The organism is Ornithinimicrobium sp., assembly GCF_051004135.1.
In the GTDB taxonomy this organism is placed as follows: Bacteria; Actinomycetota; Actinomycetes; order Actinomycetales; family Dermatophilaceae; genus Ornithinicoccus.
On the sequence record NZ_JBPCKQ010000185.1, the window covers coordinates 1 to 5853 of the forward strand.

Genomic DNA, 5853 nt, shown 5'->3' on the forward strand with positions numbered 1-5853 from the left:
CTCTGACGAGAGCGAGTCGGATGCCTGGGCCGGGCTGCTGCACGAAGTCGACAAGAGTCGTCCACTCGGCTTCCCGATCGAAGAGTTCCGATGGCTTGTCCATAGGGAGGATTATACCAAGGCAACTTTGTATAAGTAGACCTTGTACTTGCCGGGCCACGTCCGCTCGGGTCACCGTGGAATGGAAGGGCCAGATGGAGAAGAAGACGGCGTTCTACGTCCGGCTGGCCAACGGCACCCGGGAGATCACCGACCCGGTCGAGCGGCAGAAGTATGTCGCCAGCCGGTGGGGAAGCGTGGCCAGTTTCCCGGTGAGCGAGGCCTGATGCCGCTGTACGAGTTTGCCGAGGGCTCCCTCAAGCCGTTCCACCGGCTGCGCCCCGGTCCTACCCTCTACGAGCAGGAGATCGAGGCGCTGGTGTGGGCCGACCTCGAAGCGTTCACCGGTGAGTCCCTGTTTCCGGTCGCCCGCCAAGCTCGCATTTCAGGGGGAGGGGTGCCCGACATTCTGGCCTTGGACGAGACCGGACGGGTGGTGGTCATCGAGGTCAAGCGGGACGTGGACCGGGGGCAACTCGCCCAGTGTCTGGAGTACGCCGGCTGGGCCCGGCTCACCAACCTCGACGAGGTCGCCGGCCTCTACGACGGCGGGCGGCCGGGACACCGTGGCGTCGAGGCGTTCTTTCGCGACTGGCAGGACTTCACCGAGACCACCACGCCGGTCACCATCACGCCCCAGCCCCGGCTCTACCTCGTGGCTCGGGACTTCGAGGGCCGCACCCGTTCGGCGCTTGAATTCCTGAAAGAGAGCTCCCTGCCGGTCACCGTCGTGCCCGTCACCATCTACCAGGACCCGGCGGGACGGCGAATCATCGACATCGAAGCCGATCATGACCCGACGCTGCCCGTCACCGCCGCCACGGTCACCAGGCCCCAGGCGGTCACCGTCAATGGGCGACGGGTCACGGTCCTCGACCTGCTTGATGCCGACCTCCTGCAGCCCAACGATTCGGTGGAGTTCGTGCGCCCTCGCCTCGGCCAGCACTACGAGGCTGTTATCCGTGGCGACGGCACGTTCGAGCTGTCCGATGGCAGCGTCCATCAGTCGCCGTCTCGGGCTGCCATGCAGGCCGCCGATCTGGTGTCCTACGACGGCTGGTACGCCTGGCGGGTGCCTCGTCTCGGGGGGACCAAGCTGCACGAGCTGCGTGAGCAGTACGTCGCCGCCACGGTGACTGAAGTGCCAGAGCCGCAGAAGTTGGATCGGGACGCTCCCTCAGGCGACAGGTGACAGATAGAAACGTTGACCCATGCGGCTCGCACGCCCTCCGATGTGGGAGGTCTAAGCCGGGCCCCGGTGAAGCTCACGCCATACGGCTCGACACGTCGGCCTGGCCTCACCTCAGGCGATGTCGGACTCTGCCCACGCAGGCTTGTCACCCACGAAGGCTGAGTCATTCGAGATTCGGACCCGCTCAAAACCGAGCACGTCGTCTAGTTCCATCAACCAACGCTGCTCCCAGTAAAGCTTTCTGCGTATAAAGTAGAGCCTGGCGTCGTGAGTGAGCGCTGCAATGCGTCTATCCGCGGAGAGTTCGGCCCGTGGGATACGCGCAGGCTGGTGGAAGTCCCCATACATGGGCTCTTCGAGACGGCCGACCGGGGGCAAGAAGAATGTGCTTGCGGAGGCTACCCTCGATGCTCCGTTAACCTCCCGCATGCCGAGCACGATATCGGGCTGACTCTTCTCGCTAGCCGAGCGGAGAGCTAAGACACGGACTACTTGAGGATCCGGCGGGTGTGACTTTGCTCCAAGCTCACATGACGGATGAATCACAAGGCACGCGAGCCACGGCTTCTTAGAACCAACGGGCGTCTCACTCGGAGGGAGCATTAGGTCGCCCTGTCGCACCGGATACTCCGCTGGATCCGGTTCTGCGACATAGTAGTTCTCTGCTGGCGGGTACCAGCCCTCACTCAGAGAACGGCTCGTCATCTTCCACTTCTAGTGGCGCCTTTCCGAACGAGGCCGGCCGATATGCAGCCAGAAGCGAGCCATCCTCATCCTGAACCGGAGACGGCCACCCCCCAAGTTGAGCACGGTTGAGTTCTTGCCAATCGACCACCAGCCGTCCGTCCTCGTCAACATCGTCGTCCACTCGGTACCCGCTGTCGTCGTCACCTTGGCGCGGCAGGCGGTGTCGTAGATCAGAGAGTCGTTCGAGATGGGCGTCGAGTTCAGCTGCGACCGCAACCCTTTCCTGTGGCTTGACGGGAGGTTCCGCGACAAGTTCGTCTAGTACCTCTCGCAGGGTTTGAAGTGCTTCCCACGTACTGGAACGCAGCCTCTCAACAGGCTCACAATAGGTCCACGTTGCGAGTACCAGTGGGCGAAAGGACTCAGCGGCGACGGGCACAAACCGCTGGGCGGCACGCTTCCATTCGACCCAAGCGTCGGCATCTTTCCAGGGTATTTCCCACCACGCCTTGAAGGCGTCGCATCTGTAGGCGCCACCTAGGGTGAGTTCGTCATCGTCTTGGTTCAAGTCCTTTGGCAGTTCGTCGCCCCAATTCCACTCATTCTTGGAAAGGACGTCACCGTCAGCCCACGCTGCCTCCATCAGTGAATGTCCTCAATCTCAATGAGCCGCATCCCAGCTGCGTCCGCCACGTCACGAAGCGACCTGCCCTTGGCGATGGCTCTGTCTATCGCGTCACGAAGTTCTAAGAGTCCTCGGTCATCGAGAATCACAGAGAACGCCTTCATGTCAGACTCCGTGTGGTACCGAATCTTGAGTGAGTGACGAATAAGTGTACCAGCGACACTCGGGGGATCTGAGTCGGGGCTGAACACTGGCCGCAGGTCGGACAGGGTCCGGGCAAGGCAGAAGCTGTCACCCTCCTCGGCTATGAGCTGCGCGGCGCGGGCCAGTAGCTCAAGTGCTTCAAGTTCCAGTAGAGCCTGAAGCCGCCCAGCGCCCACCTCACGCTCTCTTTCCGAGAGCTTCAGGGCCGTTTCAGACACGATTGCTTCGGCGACCTCAGCGCCGGTCACGTTCCGACGCTGTTGCACGGAATGCGCGCCTAGAAGTGCGTCAACGAGAACGCTTGCAGTATCCACGTCTGAGTCGAGCGCATCCGAGACGGCTGCGCACATGCCAGAACGAACGAGCGGCCTTTTCGGATCGGCGGACAGCGCGACAACCAAACGTGAGAAGACGTCAGGCGAAAGTCGAGTGATCTGCCGGATCGGTTCGCGGTGAGGAGGCGGTACGGCAAGCCGTCGCATCAACGAGACAGCGTGCGAGCCAAGATCCCAGCGACACTGTGACACCCCAGTTCAGGCATGCCCGGATCGTACCGTCTTTTGCGGGTGAGGTGAACCGGCATCGGAGACCGCCCACCTGCCAGCGTTACGGTGAGCGAGTTCGTCGACGGCAACGGGCGAGCCGTCGCCTACGTCTCAGGGTACGGTCTGGCGAAACTCAGTCGGTCCGCTCTCCGGCGCCTGGTGGCGGTGATGCTGGAAAGGCCACGCCGGCGCCGAATCAGCACTCCAACCGCCGCCGCCACGTCCGGTCGCATACGTGGGTACAGCCCACGGGCCGGACGGCGTGACGGTTACGCTTCTTCCGGCCGGAGCCCGAGGGCCACTTCGCGCCGGGGTAGGGTTGCGACCTACGACGGTAGTGGCCTCGCCTTGGCGGTGGGGGGCCCGGATCGCAAGGGATGCGGCCTCGAGGTGTACGGCGACGGTCCTGGCGCAGTCCGGGGGGAGCGGTCGTTCGTCGAGAGCGTGGCGGCCGAGCCCTGCGGGGGACTCGGGGTTGACGAGCTGGTGCAGCGGTGGCGCAAGGCAGGCTGGCCTTCGCTCGCTGATGCGCGATCACCCTCACTTACGACGTCGCTCCCAATGCAGCGGGGGCGCACGTGGCGCAAAAGGACGGATGCTCACGGCGGTCCGCTGGCCGTACTGACGATCGCACGCGCCGGCCGGCTTCGCCGTGGGAACCCAACAGGGCGGCCAGGGACCCTTCGGTACCCTGCGTTTGAGCTGTCCTGGGGATCACGGAGGACGTCCGATGTGGCGTCAGCCATGACCCTCCGTGCTGGTTGGAAGCCGGCCGTGCCAGGCGGTTCCGCCCAGCTCAACTGTTCGACGCGCCTATCAGCGCACGAACCACCCGGGAATCCGCCCACGTCCGATCCGCGGGAACCGGCGCTCGGCACCTGCGTGCCGGCACCTGGCCAGGTGGCGGCTTCATAGGAACACCCGAGTCTTTCTTGACGGTGTCGTGGCAGATGAGCATCACTGCGACGCCCGCCTCCGAAGCCGCCGGTTGCGGTACCAAGGCCGGACGTGGAGGTGCGCCGGCGGGAGGCTGCCATGCACGAGCAGGGCATCTCCTGTCCGCATCTGCCGGAGGGCCGCCGGTGGCACGACGGGCACGGTTGTGATGGGCGAGTGGTGATTACCGTTGTCCATCTGGCTCCCAAGCCGAGAGGGCACGTGCTCGTCGCCGAGCAACCGGCTCAGGTAGTCGAGCCCGGCGGCGTCGCTCATGCCGGGGAAGAACAGCTTGGTGAGGTGGTTCGTCAGGATGGCTTGCTCCTGGCGGCCGTAGGCGGCCTCGATCTGGGCGATCGACTGCCAGGCGGTCACGAGTTGCACCCCGATCCCCGACAACGTCGAGGCCCATGACGGCAGTTGGTCGGGCCGGAGCGTCGCCGCCTCGTCGATGACGAGCAGCAGCGGCGGGTCGAGCGGCTGGTTGGTCCGCACGAACCGCTCGAAGGCTTGGCCGACGAGGTCGTTGAGCAGCCCGCCAAAAACCGGCCGGAGACGGTGCTGGTCGTTGAGCGGGATGCAGACGTAGAGCGTGTTGTTCTTCTCCAGCAGCCAGTCGAGATCGATCGTGCAGGATGCGGTCGATCGAGCGACGAGTGGGTCGATCCAGGGCCACACCATCGTCCGTGCCGTGGCATACACCGAGGAGACGGTCCGGTGGTCGTTGCGCCAGAGACCTTCGAGGACCGTGGTCGCGAACTCTCCGGCCTCCTTGGGCCCAGCGTCGCCGTCGCCCTTCAGGGCCCGCACCAGCGGTTGGACTTCGCCGACGAAGCCCTCGCCGGGCATGTCCGTACCCACCACCCACCGCACGATGTCGGCGAAAGTCCGGTCCTTGCTGTTGGCGGCGACGACCAGGAGGGCGGCGAGCAGGCTCTCGGCCATGTTCGTCCAGAAGTCACCGTGCTCGGTCGACTGCTGACGAGGTGCCGCCTCGGCGATCTGCCTCGCCGCCCGCACCGCACCGCTCACCGTTGCCGCCCCCCGCAGCGGGCTCCACGTGGCGCTCTCGTGCCCGGTGGCGCCGCTCGGGTCGAACACCCGAACCTCGCCGAGCGTGCCCCTCCAGGCTCCGGTCACATCGAGGAAGTCACCCTTGAGCGAGACGAGGACCGCCGGGTGCTGCCAGTGGAACACGCCGTTGATGATGCTCGTCGTCTTGCCCGAGCGGCTGGGCCCCACCGGCATCACCGCTCCCCTCCCTGCCGTCTGTCGCCGCCTGCGGCTCCGGATCGTCGCCTCGGTGGCAATCAGGCGGTGTCCGACGTGCCCGAGCACGAACCGGCCTGGTTGAGGCCGGCGCACGAGCAGCGGGCGCAGGTCCGACGGGGATGCGAGGCGGCCCTGGGCGGTGACACCGGCTCGCCTGCGGCGGTCGAGCGGCTCGACTGGGTCCCGGAAGACCTTGTGGGCACCGACGCCGATCACCAGTGCTGCGGCCAACGCCACGACCGTTGCCGCCCAGTACAGCACCGGCCCCGGCAACCTGGCCGCCAGCGCTGGCG

General features: G+C 65.5%; 5 protein-coding genes. 2 read left to right on the forward strand and 3 right to left on the reverse strand.

From position 1 onward, the window contains the following. The first annotated feature begins 176 nt into the window (after positions 1–176). Positions 177–326: a hypothetical protein gene (locus ACR2FV_RS12880; RefSeq protein ID WP_434016096.1), complete on the forward strand. Its 150-nt coding sequence runs from the start codon at positions 177–179 to the stop codon at positions 324–326. Next, positions 326–1291 (forward strand): hypothetical protein, encoded by a 966-nt coding sequence (locus tag ACR2FV_RS12885; RefSeq protein WP_434016097.1) that lies wholly within the window; start codon positions 326–328, stop codon positions 1289–1291. The genes ACR2FV_RS12880 and ACR2FV_RS12885 overlap by 1 nt, the downstream gene beginning before the upstream one ends. Positions 1292–1973: 682 nt before the next feature. Here the strand turns inward: ACR2FV_RS12885 and ACR2FV_RS12890 are convergent. The 3 genes from ACR2FV_RS12890 to ACR2FV_RS12900 all read right to left on the reverse strand — a co-directional run. Further along, a complete protein-coding gene (locus ACR2FV_RS12890; protein ID WP_434016098.1) occupies positions 1974–2621 on the reverse strand; it encodes a hypothetical protein in 648 nt (215 codons plus the stop codon). Then, on the reverse strand, positions 2621–3055 hold the full coding sequence (locus ACR2FV_RS12895; RefSeq protein ID WP_434016099.1) for a hypothetical protein: 435 nt from the start codon (positions 3053–3055) through the stop codon (positions 2621–2623). Before ACR2FV_RS12895 ends, ACR2FV_RS12890 begins: the two co-directional genes overlap by 1 nt. 1254 nt (positions 3056–4309) lie before the next feature. Next, a partial coding sequence (locus ACR2FV_RS12900; RefSeq protein WP_434016100.1) for a type IV secretory system conjugative DNA transfer family protein occupies positions 4310–5853 on the reverse strand: 1544 nt, incomplete at its 5' end.

What these genes read in the sequence shown, in the direction of transcription:
- ACR2FV_RS12885 (WP_434016097.1), top strand. Translation starts at nt 326, where the DNA reads ATGCCGCTGTACGAGTTTGCCGAGGGCTCCCTCAAGCCGTTCCACCGG.
- ACR2FV_RS12890 (WP_434016098.1), bottom strand. Translation starts at nt 2,621, where the DNA reads ATGGAGGCAGCGTGGGCTGACGGTGACGTCCTTTCCAAGAATGAGTGG.